This is a genomic window from Methylorubrum extorquens (assembly GCF_024169925.1).
Taxonomy (GTDB): Bacteria; Pseudomonadota; Alphaproteobacteria; order Rhizobiales; family Beijerinckiaceae; genus Methylobacterium; species Methylobacterium extorquens_A.
In genome coordinates, this window is record NZ_JALJXF010000001.1 from 1,419,410 (window position 1) to 1,434,212 (window position 14,803).

Sequence of the window (14,803 nt, forward strand, 5' to 3'; positions counted from 1 at the left end):
CGAGGGGTTGATTGGCCTCAGGCCGGCCGGTGCCGTGACGGCTCCGGCAGCCGTGATCGGCGGATGAGCGCGGGGCGCCAGCGCCTCGACAAGTGGCTGTGGTTCGCGCGCTTCGCGCGAACCCGCTCGATGGCGGCCCGGCTGGTGACCGACGGGCATGTCCGCGTGAACGGCACCCGTGCCGACGCGCCGGCCAAGGCCATCCATTGCGGCGACGTGCTCACCGTCGCCGCTCCCCACGGGACGATGCTGGTACGGGTACTCGATCTCGGCGAACGCCGCGGCGGCGCCCCGGAGGCGCAGCAGCTCTACGAACCGGTCGGCGAGGCCGGTTCCTGACCCCTCGTTCAGCGCGATCCGCCCCTTCGGCAAACCTGGCGCTTGATCATCGTCGCACAAGCCTCTAATCGGTCCGCGCCTTTACGCCCGGCTCATGGCCGGTCCCGCGGTAGGATTGCACGATGGCCAAGGAAAAGTTCTCCCGTACCAAGCCGCACTGCAACATCGGCACGATCGGGCACGTGGATCACGGCAAGACGTCGCTGACGGCGGCGATCACGAAGGTTTTGGCGGAGTCGGGCGGGGCGACCTTCACGGCCTACGACCAGATCGACAAGGCGCCGGAAGAGAAGGCGCGCGGCATCACGATCTCGACCGCCCACGTCGAGTACGAGACGACCAACCGCCACTATGCGCACGTCGACTGCCCCGGCCACGCCGACTACGTGAAGAACATGATCACCGGTGCCGCCCAGATGGACGGCGCGATCCTGGTCGTGTCCGCCGCCGACGGCCCGATGCCGCAGACCCGCGAGCACATCCTGCTCGCCCGCCAGGTCGGCGTGCCGGCGCTGGTGGTGTTCCTCAACAAGGTCGACATGGTCGATGACGAGGAGCTCCTGGAGCTGGTCGAGCTGGAGGTGCGCGAGCTGCTCTCGAAGTACGACTTCCCCGGCGACGACATCCCGATCACCAAGGGCTCGGCCCTGATGGCGCTCGAGGACAAGGAGCCGAAGATCGGCAAGGAAGCCGTCCTGGCGCTGATGGCGACGGTGGACGAGTACATCCCGCAGCCGGAGCGTCCGATCGACATGCCGTTCCTGATGCCGATCGAGGACGTGTTCTCGATCTCGGGCCGCGGCACGGTGGTGACGGGTCGCGTCGAGCGCGGCATCGTCAAGGTCGGCGAGTCGGTGGAGATCGTCGGCATCCGTCCGACGACGACGACGACGGTGACCGGCGTCGAGATGTTCCGCAAGCTGCTCGACCAGGGCCAGGCGGGCGACAACGTCGGCGTGCTGCTGCGAGGCACGAAGCGCGAGGACGTGGAGCGCGGCCAGGTGGTGTGCAAGCCGGGTTCGGTGAAGCCGCACTCGAAGTTCAAGGCTGAGGCCTACATCCTGACGAAGGAGGAGGGCGGGCGCCACACGCCGTTCTTCACCAACTACCGCCCGCAGTTCTACTTCCGCACGACGGACGTGACCGGCGTGTGCACGCTGCCCGAGGGCACCGAGATGGTGATGCCGGGCGACAACGTGACCATGGACGTGGTGCTGATCGTGCCGGTGGCCATGGAAGAGAAGCTGCGCTTCGCCATCCGCGAGGGTGGCCGCACCGTCGGTGCCGGCGTCGTCGCCGCCATCAACGACTGATTTTTTCCAAAGATGGGCGCACGGGCCTCGCTCGTGTGCCCACCTCGATCGGACAAAACGACAAGGGCCGGCGCTGTGCGCCGGCCCTTATTTTTCGTGTGTACCATGGGCCTACGAGCCAGTGCCAACCGCTGCAGCGTATGGTGCCACGTTAGAACAGCTGTACGAGTCGTTCGAGCGTCACGCCAACCACCGCACCGCCCCCTTCTGACAGGAGAGCACCTGATCGTGCAGGCGGAATAGCAGGGAGATCGGCACGAAGCACTTCAGCGCCATCACGATCCGCGCAGGGAACAGCTCGGAGTTGACGCTCCCCAGGGCCTATCGGAGAGACCACCCAAGTCCGGACTTCACGTCACTGGGCCCTCAGCTCGAAAAAGATCCGAAGCCCTCGAAATCGCTTGTGCGAGAAACGCGGTTGGCTGGCGAACCTTGATGCCCGTGGGGCGCGTGGCTCGTCGTGGTAACGGGTGCTGACTTTGCCAGTCCGGCGTTGCTCATCGCAGGGGCAGTTCTACCGCTACGCTTCCACGTCGCAAGCATAGCAGTGCCGTTCGACTTGTTGATGTCGCGCATTGGAATGCCTTGTTGGCGAGCGATTATTCAGGAAGTGCGCAGAGAACGCGCGCTCGATGCTCATGTTCCAGGCACGCGTGCGGCGAATGCAGCGGCCAGTTTTCAGACAGAGCGGCACGATAAAATCTGCGCCGCCCGGCGCCTACCGGACGGGCTTGGGCAGGATCCGCTTGGTCCGGTGGAATCTCGGTCCATCGCCGCCAGCCTGATCGCGCCCGGCGATGTAGTCGCGTTGCCAGCCCGCGCGGACCGCATCCGGTTCGCCCGCAGCGACGCGCGCCTGGAAGGTCGAGCGGCGACTGCGCCATTCGTCATAGGCAGCCTTTTCAATGAGCGCCGTCTGGCTCGCGCCCCTGTGCCAGCCATGGCTGGTTTGCTTGGCCAGCGAGCTTTGAATCGGGCTCATCGAGAGGATCAGCCAGGACCAGAGGAGCCGAGGACGAAGCGGGGGCAGACGACGAGTGCGGAGCAGGTGAAGCTCAAGCTACGCCAGATCGAGATACAGACGGCTCCGAGCAGAGTTATTGCCGCTGCGACGCCGGTCCCGGCCATTGTCATGCCCGAGAACGGATCGATGATGTTGCGGGTCACCAAAGTAAGCCGTTCAACTCCGGCAGCAGAACGCCGAGAGACCACTTCCGTCGATGCATGAAAAACACAGCGAACGCCGCATCGAGGTGTCTTCCATCATCTCAGATCTACAACAGAAAACGAGCGGGGCCAGCTCGGCAGCCCCGCCCGGATGAGCGCTTGGACGCGCAGTTCAGTGACGCGGCAGGGTGTGCAGCCCGCGCAGGAAGAGATCGACGTCTTCCCGTGTGTTGTAGAAGGCCAGCGAGGCGCGCACCGACTGATCGACGCCGAAGCGGCGCAGCGCCGGCAGGGCGCAGTGGTGGCCCGAGCGCACCGCGATCCCGAGGGAATCGAGGTGGTGGGCGACCGCCTCGTTGCTCAGACCCTCGACCGTGAATGACATGACGCTCGCCTTGTTGAGCGCGGTGCCGATCAGGCGCAGCCCCTTCACATCAGCCAAGCCCTCTTGCGCGTATTCGAGCAGATCGTGCTCGTAGGCTGCGATCGCCGGAAGGCCGACGCTTTCCAGGTAGTCGAGCGCCGCACCGAGGCCGACCGCGCCGGCGATGTCCGGCGTGCCCGCCTCGAACTTTTCGGGCGCGCCCTTGTAGACGGTCTTCGAGAACGTGACGTCCTCGATCATGTGGCCGCCACCCTGCCACGGCGGCATCGCCTCCAGAAGATGCCGCTTCCCGTACAAAGCACCTATGCCGGTCGGCCCGAACACCTTGTGGCCGGAAAACACCAAGAAATCGGCGTCGAGCGCCTGAACGTCGATCGGGATGTGAGGGGTCGATTGCGCAGCATCGACCAGCACCGGCACGCCGTAGGCGTGGGCAAGCGCGATGATCTCCCGGATCGGGTTCACCGTCCCGAGCGCGTTGGCGACATGCGTCACCGAGACGATCTTGGTGCGGCCCGAGAGCAGCGCCGCGTATTGCTCGAAGATGATCTCGCCGCGATCGTTGACCGGGATCACCCGGATCGTCGCGCCGGTCGCCTGCGCCAGCAGCTGCCAGGGCACGATGTTGGCGTGGTGCTCGATGGTCGAGACGATGATCTCGTCGCCCGGGCCAATGTTCGCCCGTCCGTAGGAGTTCGCGACGAGGTTGATCGCCTCCGTGGTGCCGCGCAGGAAGACGATGTCATCCTTGCTCGGCGCGTTGAGGAAGCGCCGCGTCTTCTCGCGTCCGCCCTCGAACAGATCCGTGGAGCGCGCGGCCAGCGTGTGCGCGGCCCGGTGGATGTTCGAGTTGTGGCGGCCGTAGAATTCGCTGGTCGCGTCAATCACGCTCTGCGGCTTGTGTGTGGTGGCCGCGTTGTCGAGCCAGACGAGGCGGTGCCCGTTCACGCTCTGGTGCAGCGCCGGGAAGTCCTTTCGGATGTGCTCGACATCGAAGGGCGCGCCCGCCGGCACGGAGCCGTGGGATGTCACCCGCGGGGCGGGACCCTCGTGGCGCGAAGGCTCGACCCGGGGCTGAGCCGCAGCCTTCTTGCCCCTCGCCGGCGGCGGGGCCGGCTGCAGGAAGTAGTAGTCGCCCGTGTTGTCGGGGGCGGGCACATTCGAATGCGGGAGGCGGCCGAACTGCGAAAAATGCTCCTGCGCGGCGTCGCCGCTGGGCTTGCCCGGGTCGGCGGGCACAAGGTGCGGCGCCAGCGCATGGGCGAAGCCGTTGGCGCGCGGGTGGTCGGCCGCGATCTGGCGGTGCAGGTCGGGCCCGCCGGGGATCGTCGCTGCCACGTCGGGCACGCTCGGCACGAAAAATTCGGGCAGCCGGTTCTGGTTCGGGAACGGATGCACCGAGGGGATTGTCGCCACGTCGAACAGATTCGCGCTCGACGGGGCGGGCGTCGCGCCGACCGGGTTTGCGTGCGAAGGCCCGCTCAGGCCCGGCAGGCCGACCGGCGGCGAGCCGAAGGAGCGCGCAGCCTGCGCCGAGACGTCGGGCTGAAAGCCCGAAGGCAGCGCGCCGGACGGCAGGGAGGGCGTACCGAGGGTGGCGCCGGGCAGCGCGAGCTGCCCGGGACCGGTGGGGAGGCTCTCAAGCCCGAGTCCTTGCCCGAGTCCTTGCCCAAGTCCCTGCCCAAACTCTTTGGGGACTTGAGGCGTCTGCGGCAGGTGAGGCTGGAACGGTGCGCTGGCCGCCTGTCCCTGGCCGTAGATCTCGCGGGCGAGGCGCCCGACGAGATCGGCATGCGCCAGATCGCCCGCGCTGCCGGTCGGAAGACCGAGAGCGGGTGCGTTAGGCGTAGTCATGGTAATTGCCCAGCAGAACGTTATCGAGACGGGCGATCGCGTCCTCGACCAGCACGGCGGCCGAGAAGTAGCGGGTCACGAGGTGCGAGGCGATGGAGTGGTCGTTGGTGCCCATGTAGCGCACCGACAGGCCGGGCTCGATCTCGCCGGTCACGCCCGATTTCTGGAGGCCGACCACGCCCTGCTCGCCCTCGCCGACGCGCAGGAGCAGAATCGAGGTGGTCTGGGCGCCCGTGACCGGATCAGTGTCGATCGGCAGCTTGTCGCTCGGCACCAGCGGCACGCCGCGCCAGGTGATGAAGGGTGCGCCGAACAGGTGGACCACGACCGGCGGCACGCCGCGGCGGGTGGCCTCGCGGCCGAAGGCGGCGATGGCGCGCGGATGCGCCACGAAGAAGGCGGGCTTCTTCCAGACGAGGGTGAGCAGTTCGTCGAGATCGTCCGGGGTCGGCGGACCGGAGCGGGTCGGGATGCGCTGGCGGCCGGCGACCTCACCGAGCAAGCCGAACTGCGAGTTGTTGAGCAGCTCCCACTCCTCGCGCTCCTTCACGGCATCGACCGTGAGGCGGATCTGCTCGCGCAGCTGGTCGATCTCGTTGGAGTAGAGGTCGGTGACCCGGGTGTGGGTGTTGAGGATCGTTTGGATCGTCGAGAGGTGGTACTCGCGCGGGTCGATCTCGTAATCGACGAAGGTGGTCGGCAGGCGCGGCTCGCCGGCATGGACCGCCAGGAGTTCGATGCCCTGCTCGCCGTGGGAGTTGGTATGGCCCTTGAGGCGGTCGCGCTCCTCTTGGTACTGGCCGATGCGCGAGCGGATGCCGTCATCCTCGATCGCCGCGCGGTCGAGGGTCAGCAGCGTCACCGCAGAGAGCGCCTTCACCGCCGGCGCCGGACCGGCCTCGCCGACGAGGGCGTCGTCGCCGAAGTAGTCGCCGCGCGTGGCGAGCCCCTGACGCAACCGGCCCTTGTAGGGGCCCGACAGGGTCAGCTCGACGGTGCCGTCTGCCACGATCACGAGGCTGCGGCCGGACGAGCCCTCCTCGGCGATGACGTCGCCGGCCTTGTGCTGGCTCTGCGTGAACTTGTCGGCGAGCGCGGCGAGCTCGGCATCGCCCAGGCGGCTGAAGAGCGGCACGGCGCGCAGCGAGCCAGAGCGTACCGTGCGAGCCTTGTCTTCGAGACTGAGATCGATGCGGCCGGGCTTGGCCAGCACCACGGCGCGGCGGTTGACCCGGTAGACGCCGCCGGCGACGTCGACAAAGGGCAGCAGGCGCAGGAGGAAGCGGGGCGTGTTGGCGACGTTCTGCACCGAGGTGACAGTTGCGGTCGCTAGATTGCGCGCGGCGGATGCGCTCACGCTCAGGCCCGGTCCACTCATCGCTCGTCGTCTCCTTACGGTGTTTTCAGAAGTTCGGCCGGTGCGGACGCGGGGGCCCGGCGCCGGCCGTGCATGGGATTCTGATGACAGGCAGCCGCCGACACGGCGCAGGCATAAAGGCTGCGCCGGCACCGTACTGAACTTGCGGATGCCGCCACTCTACTAATTACGCCTTGCCCGAACCGAACCTATTGAGACATTCGGTCGGGACGCTCGATGTACTAAGCGCCGCGACAACCAACGGTCAACGGAATGTTCTTCCAATTTTTCATGCAAGCGCAGGACACGAATCTTTCAAATCTGTATTATTGAGCGATGTTTTCCAAAATATTGCCAATATGGAGAATGAATTTCTCCCAACCATTCTCTTGCGAGAAGGTCGTGAAGCAACACGTTGCGGAAAGATTTTTCTGGCAGCCGGCTCAGATCCCGTCGCCGAAACCGAAGGACTGATCCATGGTCTGGGCGGGCTCCTCGTCGCTCCGCAGGCGCGAAACCACCCGCGCCGGCACGCCCGCGACGGTGGTGTGGGCGGGCACCTCGTGCAGCACCACCGCGGCGGCGGCGACCTTGGCGCCTTCCCCGACCCGGATGTTGCCGAGCACCTTGGCGCCGACGCTGAGCAGCACGCCGCGGGCGATCTTCGGGTGCCGGTCGCCACTCTCCTTGCCGTTGCCGCCGAGCGTTACCGATTGGAGGATCGAGACGTCGTCGGCCACGACCGTGGTCTCGCCGATGACGACGCCGGTGGCATGATCGATGAAAACCCCCGAGCCGATCCGCGCCGCCGGATGAATGTCGCAGCCGAACACCTCGGAGATGCGGCTCTGCACGTGCAGGGCGAGCGTCGCCCGACCCTGGTGCCAGAGCCAGTGCGCGACGCGGTAGCCCTGCAGAGCGGCAAATCCCTTGTAGAAGAGGAACGGGTCGATGTAGCGGCGGCAGGTCGGGTCGCGCTCGCGGATCGCCACGAGGTCGCGCACCGCGTTCGCGCCGGCATGCGGATCGGCCTCGAAGGCGGCGAGGCAGAGGTCGCGCATGGTCAGCCGCGACAGGTCACCGTCGCCGAGCCGGTGGGCAAGGCGGTAGGCCAGAGACTCCCACAGGCTGCGCTGGTCGAGCACCGTCGCCTGGATCAGGCCCGCGTAGAGCGGCTCCTCGATCAGCGCCGCCTCGGCCTCCGCGCGCATCGCCTCCCAGACATCCCTCTCCGCGGTACTGCGGCTTGTCGCCCGCAAGGGCGGGACGATCGCCAGGGTTGCGCTCACGACCGGGTCTCCGGAATGGACAGGGGGAGGAGTCGAAGGTCGCAGGCACGCATCGTCGGGTCGTCCGATCGCATCAGGGGATGCGCCGGAACAGGTCCGGCAGGTAGCTTTGCAAGGTCTCGTGGCCGTCGAAGTGGACATCGATCGTCGCGCGGCCGGCCTGGCCGTGGATGCCGATCACCCGGCCCCGCGCATGGCGCCAGATCCCGAGGGCTTCGGCGAGGTCGAGTCGATCGAACACGACCTGATCGCCGGGAAGCATCGTCGCACTCAGCATGATGGTGTCCTTGGAGCGGAAATCCCGTCACGGCTTCCGGTCCACCGGCCCGCGCGCAGCTTGTCGAATCGAGCGCCGTGGGAGGAGCAGGAAGAGCCTGCCAACCGCGCCGGGATACGGGAGAAGATTTGCTGCGCGGTAGAGCGGATCGGGAGCATTATTTTTGCTAAGTCATTGTCTTGTCTCGATAATTATCGATAGGACAAACTTTGGCAAGCCTTGTTCCGTCTTTCTCGCCGCGCGAGGCCGGAACGGCACGGCGGCCCGCCGCCGCGTGGGATCGGATTCCGTTACCGGTCGATCGCTTCGGGCTTCGCCACGCTCCGTCGCCGCGACCGTCGGCGAAGCGATCCCCCTCGCGGCACGGCCGCGATCCAGTCGCCGCCGGCATCCACGACTTCCAAGCTCGGCTACGCCGTCCTGCATCAGCAGGGTGAGAAAGCCGCTGACTTACGGTCGCCAGCAACCCGGCCGCAGGCCAGCGGAGACGTTCGTGACTACGATCTAGACTGATCGGCTACCGCTCGAAGTCCATGTCACCGGTCCTCCTGCATGAAGGAGGCGAAGCGGTCGCGCCAATCCGGATGCCAGCGTGACAGGGCGGGACGGTTCTTGATGACATCGCCCGCGGCCCAGGCGATGCGCCGCTCGTCCTGGACTCGTGTCGTCTCGTTGTCGGGGCAGAGGATGTAGAAGTCTCCGGCCGCCATCCGCTCCAGCAGGAAATCAACGGTTTCTTCCGGCGTCCAGGCTCCGTGGGGTCGCTCGGTCATGCCGCGCGCCTTGGCGAGCCCGGTATAAACGAAGCCGGGGATGAACAGGTGCGCACTTACGGGCGCACCGCGCTCGCGCAACTCGTGAGCCAACGCTTCGGTCGCTGCCTTCACGCCGGCCTTGGACACATTGTAGGGCGCGTTGCCCGGCGGCGTGGTGATCCCCTGCTTCGAACCCGTCACGATCACCGCACCGGGCTCGCCGCCCGCGATGAGGCGGGGAGCGAAGGCGCGGATGCCGTGGATCACGCCCCAGAGGTTCGTGTCGAGGATGCGCCGCCACGTTGCCTCATCCGAGAAGATCCGGCCGCCCGCCTCGATTCCGGCATTCAGCATCACGACCGCGGGCGGCCCGTCCTGCGAAGCCGCTTCCGCCAAGGCCTCCATCGCGGCACCGTCCCCGACATCGGTGGGGACGGCGCGCGCCGAGGCACCGGTCGCTTCGAGGTTGGACCTCGCCAGTTCCAGTGCCTCGCCGGGCAGGTCGGCGAGAATGACGCGCAGGCCACGCGCCGCGAAGGCTTCAGCGGCAGCAAGACCGATTCCGCTGGCTGCTCCGGTGACGACCGCTGTCCGTCCGGCTGTGAACGGGGTGGGTGCGGCGGCGTGGCTCGGCTGCGCCATGATCAGGGTCCTTCGGGTTGACGGCGGATCGCCTTTGAGGGGCGGAACATGCCGTCCCCTTGGGCAGATTCCCAAAGCTATGGATCGGCCCAGCGTTCCACGGCGAGGGCTCTGCCAGGGCGACAGGTCTGTCCCGCCGCCCTGTCTCTGCTTTGGGAGCAACTGAAGCCGGAGGTGGTCCAAACGAACGGTGCCTCAACCTGGACCGGCATCCGACGCGAGCAGCCAATACTCGATAGCCACGAGGTCGAGCTGCAATCATCCGAAGGACGGGGGATTGCATTCCGGAACCAGCCAATGATGCACCGGCATTCAACTTTTCGAAGCCCTGCAACTTGCTCCAGGCAAAGCCGTTGGAGTGCTCAAAACTGGAGATCTAATATGATGAAGTACAAAGTGCTCGGTGCCGCAGCGATCGCGTTGGGAGTCGGCTGCGGTGCCGCGCTGGCGCAGACGCCGACGCTGCCGGATGGCCCAGCTCCACAGACGGCGCCCGATGCCGTTCGCCCCGCCGAAGGTCCGGCGACGGTCGCACCGGGCGTGGGTGCGGCACCGGCCCGCCCGCCGAACGATCCGAACACGACCGGCCCGGACAAGGTCAACGGGCTGGAGGTGCCGCAGATGAAGGGCGAGCCGCCGGCCGCGCGCTGACGGTTCGCCGAAGCGAATCCAGGATTGTTCTGATACGGTTTCCGCTCGATTCAAGCGGGGACCGTGTCAGCAAGCCCGCGCGGCGCCTGAGCGACATCCAAATCCGCTATCCCGAAGGGATCAACCGGATCTGGTATGAGATCATATTGGCGGATCGCTTCGTGCCGAGCAATCCGCCGCTTTCAAGAAGCGGTTCCGATCACTGCCGGGCGAGCGGCACAGCGTGAAGCCGGAACGGGAGCGAGGGCTTGGTGCCCTTCTTCGCGGGATCGAGGACAAGGGGGAGTTGCCCTTCGCTGACGAAGGCGGTGTCGCCTACCTGCGCAACGCCGGTGGCGCCTCCCGTGAAGCCGTCGCGCACCGTCTCGATCCGGGCGTCATCGCCCTGAACCGTCACGCGATCCAGGCTGCCGCCGCCTTCGGCGAGAAGGAACGAGCCGTCCGCGGTCAGACGCATGCCGTCGGCCTGAACGAGCGGACGTGAAGTCTTGAGGCGGGTGATCGCGCCCGCCGCCCCGCCCGTCATCGCGACACGGAACAGCCCGCCCTTGGTGAACGTGTTCACGTAAAGTTGGCCGTCGGAGCCGAAGGCGATCCCGTCGAGGCCCGCGCCCTTGGGTCCGGCATCGAAGACCGGATCATTGACCCAGACTTCGAGCGTGCTCGAACCCGGCCTGAGACGCAGGATCTGTGGGCTCAGAGTGCTGGTGACGTAGACCGCGCCGTCCGGTCCGATCGCCATGTCGTTGCAGATCGTCGGCCCGTTGCCGGGCAGGGGCGCGCTGAGCTTTCCTTCGCCGGATTTCAAATCGAATGCCTTGAGGGCGCTGCCCCTGGCGTCTCCGGGGCCGGGAATGCCGAGGAAACTCAGGTCGTTCGAGCAGAGCCAGAGCGTGTTCGTGGCTGGATCGGGAAGCAGCCCGAACGTCGAGCGCGTGCCGTAGGCCCCCGGTTTGATCCAGACCTCGCCCTTGTCGGTCCCCGGCGCCACGCGGATCACACCGCCATCGACGAAGCTGCTGACATAGAGCGTTCCGTCCGGCCCGGCAGCGACGTTCTCGGGGTAGGTGCCTGCGCCGGGCAGCATCACCGATTCAGGCGCGGCTTGCACGGCCGACTCCGGCAGTAAGCCCGGAACAAGGAAAGCGCCTGCGAGAAGGAGCGCGCGCCCTACGCCGCGCCCGAGTAGGCTCCTCGTCGTGGTTCTGGCCACCGCTTCAACGACGTTTCGCATCTGAGATTGCCTCCCTGTCGCTCGCCGAGCCGCCCGAGGCGCGCCCACAAGCCCGCCCTGACGCCTCGTCGCGGAGCGGTGACGACGTCCATCTGCCAACGCCAATTGCGGCGGAAGCGGCCGTCTTTTATGCTTCAATAAAACGAGCGCTCGCTCGACATATCGGGGTAAATGACCCAAGGCAACGGTTCAGCCTTTAGGGGACTCACCCGGAGGTTGTCGCGAACGCAACCCGTTGCGGTATCGGTCACGTCTCGTCTGGACCGTCCCGGCGGAACTCGGCTTGCGAGCGCGCAGCGAAGAGGCGGACCCATGGCCGGCATGACGGACCGCGACGTCGAGCAGTCTGCCTGTGCTGTCCGAGCGGACCTTAGCCGCGGTGATGCGCGCGAGCAGGTACGCGGCCATCACGTGTGACATCGATAAAGAAACGAAAAGGGAGCATGACGGTGACGGACCAAACGACCGGTGAGGCAGCGCAGCCGGCTGATTTGCGGCGGCAGGGACGCATCGGTGTGATCACGATGAACGCACCGCCGGTGAACGCGCTCGGCGCGGGCCTGCGGCGGGCGATCCGGGCGCGGATCGAGGAGGCCGAGGCCGATCCGGAGATCGGCTCCATCGTGCTGACGGGTGCGGGGCGCCTGTTCAGTGCGGGCGCCGACATCGCCGAGTTCGATCACTCGCCGGACGGCCCCGATCTCGGCGCCCTGATCGACCGCGTCGAGGACGCGCGGAAGCCCGTGGTCGCTGCGATCCATGGTCAGGCGCTTGGCGGCGGATTGGAACTGGCGCTCGCCTGCCATCATCGCCTCGCCACGCCCTCGGCCAAGCTCGGCCTGCCGGAGGTCAGGCTCGGCCTCGTGCCGGGTGCGGGCGGCACGCAGCGCCTGCCCCGCCTCGTTGGACCGCGGGCAGCCCTGGAGATGATCGCGACCGGCACACCGCTGAGCGCGAAAGGGGCCCAGGCCGCGGGCCTGATCGACGCCATCACCGCCGAGGATGGGCTCGTCGCCGACGCGGTGACCTTCGCCGAGGCGCTTCTGGCCGAGGGCCGGCCCATCCGGCGCACCCGCGACCGTACCGAACACCGCGACGCCGCCCGTGACGAACCCGGATTGTTCGATGCGTTCCGAACCGAGCAGGCCAAGCTGTTCCGCGGCTTCGAGGCGCCGGAGGCGTGCCTCGCCTGCGTTCGGGCCGCGACCGAACGGCCCTTCGCCGAAGGGCTCGCCTTCGAGCGCGACACTTTTCTGCGGTTGATGCGCAGCGCTCAGTCGATCGCGCAGCGCCACGTCTTCTTTGCCGAGCGCGAGGTCGCCCGCATCCCCGACCTGCCGGCCGACACCCCGACCCGGACGATCGCGCGCGTCGGCATCATCGGCGCCGGCACGATGGGCGGCGGTATCGCCATGAACTTCCTCAATGCCGGCCTGCCCGTGACCATCGTCGAGGCGGCGCCAGAGGCCCTGGAGCGCGGCTTGGGCATCATCCGCCGGAACTACGAGGCGAGCGCGAAGAAGGGCCGCATCCGGTCCGAGGATGTGGCTGCGCGCATGGCACTTCTCACCGACAGCCTCGATTTCGACGCGCTGTCGGAGTGCGACCTCGTCATCGAGGCGGTCTACGAGGACATGGCGATCAAGCGCTCGATCTTCGAACGCCTCGACCGCATCGCCAAGCCTGGCGCGATTCTCGCCACCAACACCTCCTTCCTCAATGTCGATGCCATCGCCGCGGTGACGCGGCGCCCCCAAGACGTGATCGGGCTGCACTTCTTCTCGCCGGCCAACGTCATGCGTCTCCTCGAAGTCGTGCGGGCGGAGAAGACCGCGCCGGACGTGGTCGCGACGGCGATGCGGCTCGCCCGCACCATCGGTAAGATCGCGGTGCAGGTCGGCGTCTGCCACGGCTTCGTTGGCAACCGTCTGCTCGACCAGCGTCAGCGGGAGGCCGACCGGCTGATCCTCGACGGGGCGCGGCCCTCGGACGTCGATCGGGTGATCCAGGGCTTCGGCCTGCCGATGGGTCCGTTCGCGATGATGGATCTGGTCGGGCTCGACCTCGGCTGGTCGCGCGAGATCTCGCGCGGCGAGAGCGTGCGCGACATCCTGTGCGAGCGCGACCGGCGCGGCCAGAAGACGGGAGCCGGCTTCTACGATTACGACGAGGCCCGGCGGGCGACGCCCTCGCCGGAGGCCGAGGCGGTGATCCGCGAGGTCGCCAAGCGCCGCGGCATCCCGCAGCGGAGCGTGTCCGACCAGGAAATTCTGGAGCGCTGTCTCTATCTGATGGTCAATGAGGGCGCGAAGATCCTGGCAGAGGGCAAAGCGTGGCGCGCCTCCGACATCGACGTCGTCTGGATCAACGGCTTCGGCTGGCCAGTCTATATGGGCGGGCCGATGCACTGGGGCGACACGGTCGGCCTGCCCAGGATCGTCGAGACGCTGCGGAATCTCGAGCTGGCGCATGGGCCGGATTTCCAGCCCGCGCCCCTGCTCGAAGAACTGGCGGCCGAGGGCAGTACCTTCGCCGCGTTTGACCGGCAGCGCAGCACACGGCGGTTCTGACGCTCGGACCCTTACGACACAGGTCGGCGACGCTTCCTTTCGTCACCGACCGTCTTCAGAGACCCTGCGCGTCGAGCCAGCGGTTCAGCACCTGCGCGCCGACCGAGGCACGTGGCCCGAGCATCGGGCAGTGGCCGGCGCCCGCGATGCTGTCGAGGTCGGCACCGTGATAGAGCGCCGTGCGCGCTGCTGCAGCCGAATCGACGAGGCGGTCGTCCGATCCGTGCAGGACGAGCGTGGGAAGCCCGATGCCCCAGGCAGGCAGTACCGGCAGCGGGATGTAGGCCTGGGCGAGGCTCGTGAACGAGCCGAGGCACAAAGTCAGGAAGGTGTCCGTGCCGATGCGCGCGGCGTAAGCTGCGGCGACGGCCGGCTCGATGCCCGTGCCGAACATCGCGTCGTGGTGGTCGAAATCCGGCGTCCGGCCGAACTGTCCCGCCAGCGCCTCGAGCCACAACGACAGCCCGAGTTGCGGGCCGGCCAGCGCCAGCCCCTCGGGTGGCAGCGATCCGACTAGGACGAGACCGCGCAAGGCGAGGTGGCCGGCGAGGATCGACGTCAACAGATGCTGCGCGAGGAGACCGCCGATCGAGTGGGCGACGAGGACGGGCGGCTCGGGCATCGCCCGGATCGCGAGGGCGAGATCCTCGGCAAAATCGTGCAGTCCGGTCCAGGGGAGGGCGGCACGACCCTCGCTGGTGCCGTGGCCGCGCAGAGAGACGGCGGCGACGAGGCGCCCCGTCTCGCCGAGCGCGTGCATCCAAGTCTCCTCCCAGCACCACGCCCCGGTGAAGGCGCCGTGGACCAGCAGGACCGGAGGCAGGCCGGAGGGCCGCTCCGGGTGACGGATCAGGACCTCCAGCGACGGGCCGGACGGCCGGGTCAGTCGGCCGGGCGTGATTGGTACCGTCCCCTCCATCGTGGACGCGGCGGAGCGTGCCGGTGAACCGGCGGCCTCAATCTCGAACAT

12 protein-coding genes are annotated in these 14,803 nt (G+C 67.5%); 4 read left to right on the top strand and 8 right to left on the bottom strand.

What is annotated here, in order from left to right:
- The first annotated feature begins 63 nt into the window (after window positions 1-63).
- Both J2W78_RS06850 and tuf read left to right on the top strand, forming a co-directional pair.
- Window positions 64-339 carry an RNA-binding S4 domain-containing protein gene (locus J2W78_RS06850; protein ID WP_253369169.1) on the top strand — a complete coding sequence of 92 codons (276 nt, stop codon included), beginning with the start codon at window positions 64-66 and terminating at the stop codon, window positions 337-339.
- A gap of 122 nt (window positions 340-461) precedes the next feature.
- A complete protein-coding gene (gene tuf, locus J2W78_RS06855) occupies window positions 462-1,652 on the top strand; it encodes an elongation factor Tu (RefSeq protein ID WP_012255488.1) in 1,191 nt (396 codons plus the stop codon).
- 718 nt (window positions 1,653-2,370) lie between these two features.
- Here the strand turns inward: tuf and J2W78_RS06860 are convergent.
- The 6 genes from J2W78_RS06860 to J2W78_RS06890 form a co-directional block, all read right to left on the bottom strand.
- Complete coding sequence (locus tag J2W78_RS06860; protein ID WP_253369171.1) at window positions 2,371-2,634, bottom strand: DUF6065 family protein; 264 nt, start codon at window positions 2,632-2,634, stop codon at window positions 2,371-2,373.
- Between the two features lie 357 nt (window positions 2,635-2,991).
- On the bottom strand, window positions 2,992-5,058 hold the full coding sequence (locus J2W78_RS06865) for a family 2A encapsulin nanocompartment cargo protein cysteine desulfurase (protein WP_253369172.1): 2,067 nt from the start codon (window positions 5,056-5,058) through the stop codon (window positions 2,992-2,994).
- Window positions 5,045-6,436 (bottom strand): family 2B encapsulin nanocompartment shell protein, encoded by a 1,392-nt coding sequence (locus J2W78_RS24710; protein ID WP_301288545.1) that lies wholly within the window; start codon window positions 6,434-6,436, stop codon window positions 5,045-5,047. Before J2W78_RS24710 ends, J2W78_RS06865 begins: the two co-directional genes overlap by 14 nt.
- Window positions 6,437-6,858: 422 nt before the next feature.
- Complete coding sequence (cysE, locus tag J2W78_RS06880; protein WP_253369174.1) at window positions 6,859-7,704, bottom strand: serine O-acetyltransferase; 846 nt, start codon at window positions 7,702-7,704, stop codon at window positions 6,859-6,861.
- A 73-nt stretch (window positions 7,705-7,777) separates the two neighbouring features.
- Window positions 7,778-7,981: a hypothetical protein gene (locus J2W78_RS06885; protein ID WP_253369176.1), complete on the bottom strand. Its 204-nt coding sequence runs from the start codon at window positions 7,979-7,981 to the stop codon at window positions 7,778-7,780.
- Between the two features lie 536 nt (window positions 7,982-8,517).
- On the bottom strand, window positions 8,518-9,378 hold the full coding sequence (locus J2W78_RS06890; RefSeq protein ID WP_253369178.1) for an SDR family NAD(P)-dependent oxidoreductase: 861 nt from the start codon (window positions 9,376-9,378) through the stop codon (window positions 8,518-8,520).
- A gap of 381 nt (window positions 9,379-9,759) precedes the next feature.
- Here J2W78_RS06890 and J2W78_RS06895 point away from each other — a divergent pair, with 381 nt between their 5' ends.
- Complete coding sequence (locus J2W78_RS06895) at window positions 9,760-10,029, top strand: hypothetical protein (protein ID WP_253369180.1); 270 nt, start codon at window positions 9,760-9,762, stop codon at window positions 10,027-10,029.
- A 199-nt stretch (window positions 10,030-10,228) separates the two neighbouring features.
- Here the strand turns inward: J2W78_RS06895 and J2W78_RS06900 are convergent, their stop codons facing one another.
- A complete protein-coding gene (locus tag J2W78_RS06900) occupies window positions 10,229-11,140 on the bottom strand; it encodes an SMP-30/gluconolactonase/LRE family protein (protein WP_253369182.1) in 912 nt (303 codons plus the stop codon).
- Window positions 11,141-11,712: 572 nt separating this feature from the next.
- On the opposite strand from J2W78_RS06900, the gene J2W78_RS06905 reads away from it, so the two are divergent.
- A complete protein-coding gene (locus J2W78_RS06905) occupies window positions 11,713-13,833 on the top strand; it encodes a 3-hydroxyacyl-CoA dehydrogenase NAD-binding domain-containing protein (RefSeq protein ID WP_367399401.1) in 2,121 nt (706 codons plus the stop codon).
- A gap of 55 nt (window positions 13,834-13,888) precedes the next feature.
- Here J2W78_RS06905 and J2W78_RS06910 read toward each other — a convergent pair whose 3' ends face one another.
- Window positions 13,889-14,803 carry an alpha/beta hydrolase gene (locus J2W78_RS06910; RefSeq protein WP_253369183.1) on the bottom strand — a complete coding sequence of 305 codons (915 nt, stop codon included), beginning with the start codon at window positions 14,801-14,803 and terminating at the stop codon, window positions 13,889-13,891.